The sequence below is a fragment of the Lamprobacter sp. genome (assembly GCF_034860625.1).
In the GTDB taxonomy this organism is placed as follows: Bacteria; Pseudomonadota; Gammaproteobacteria; order Chromatiales; family Chromatiaceae; genus Lamprobacter.
The window spans coordinates 1-1,189 of the sequence record NZ_JAYESN010000566.1 but is presented as its reverse complement, the minus strand read 5'-3'; the positions used below and the strand labels follow the sequence as shown (position 1 = coordinate 1,189).

Genomic DNA, 1,189 nt, shown 5'->3' with positions numbered 1-1,189 from the left:
TACTCAATCACCTTTGCGACGACGCCAGCGCCGACGGTCCGACCACCTTCGCGCACCGCAAAGCGCAGCCCTTCTTCCATCGCGATCGGGGCGATGAGCTTGACGGTCATCTTGACGTTGTCACCCGGCATGACCATCTCGATGCCTTCAGGCAGTTCGCAGGCTCCGGTGACATCGGTGGTGCGGAAGTAGAACTGCGGACGATAACCGTTGAAGAACGGGGTGTGGCGGCCACCTTCTTCTTTGCTCAGCACGTAGACTTCGGCCTCGAAGTGGGTGTGCGGGGTGATCGAGCCGGGCTTGGCCAGGACTTGGCCGCGCTCGACGTCGTCACGCTTGGTGCCGCGCAGTAGGGCGCCGATGTTGTCCCCAGCTTGCCCCTGGTCGAGCAGCTTGCGGAACATCTCCACGCCGGTGCAGGTGGTCTTGACGGTGTCTTTGATGCCGACGATCTCGACTTCTTCGCCCACCTTGACAATGCCGCGCTCGACGCGTCCGGTGACGACGGTGCCGCGCCCGGAGATGGAGAAGACGTCTTCAATGGGCATCAGGAAGGCGCCGTCAATCGCCCGCTCGGGCTCGGGGATGTAGCTGTCAAGGGCGTCCATGAGCTTGTCAATGGAGGGGCCGCCGATGTCGCTGTCATCGCCTTCGAGCGCCTTGAGCGCGGAGCCGGTGATGATGGGGGTGTCGTCTCCAGGGAATTCGTAGCTGTCGAGCAGCTCGCGCACTTCCATCTCGACGAGCTCAAGCAGTTCGGCGTCGTCGACCATGTCGGCTTTGTTCAGGTAGACGACGATGTAGGGCACGCCCACTTGACGCGAGAGCAGAATGTGCTCGCGGGTCTGGGGCATGGGACCATCGGCGGCCGAGACGACCAGGATGGCACCGTCCATCTGCGCCGCTCCAGTGATCATGTTCTTGACGTAGTCAGCGTGTCCAGGGCAGTCAACGTGGGCGTAGTGGCGCTTCTCCGTCTCGTATTCAACGTGGGCAGTGGCAATGGTGATGCCGCGCTCGCGCTCTTCGGGGGCGTTGTCAATCTGGTCGTAGGCGCGGGCCTCACCACCAAACTTCTTCGCCTGATGGACCGTGATCGCTGCCGTCAGCGTGGTCTTGCCATGGTCAACGTGACCAATCGTGCCAACGTTGACGTGCGCCTTCTTTCTCTCGAATTTTGCTTTGGACA

1 protein-coding gene is annotated in these 1,189 nt (G+C 61.9%); it reads right to left on the bottom strand.

Going from position 1 to position 1,189, the window contains the following annotated elements; genetic code table 11:
- A partial coding sequence (gene tuf / locus VBE63_RS29835) for an elongation factor Tu (protein WP_323686587.1) occupies positions 1 to 1,189 on the bottom strand: 1,189 nt, incomplete at both ends.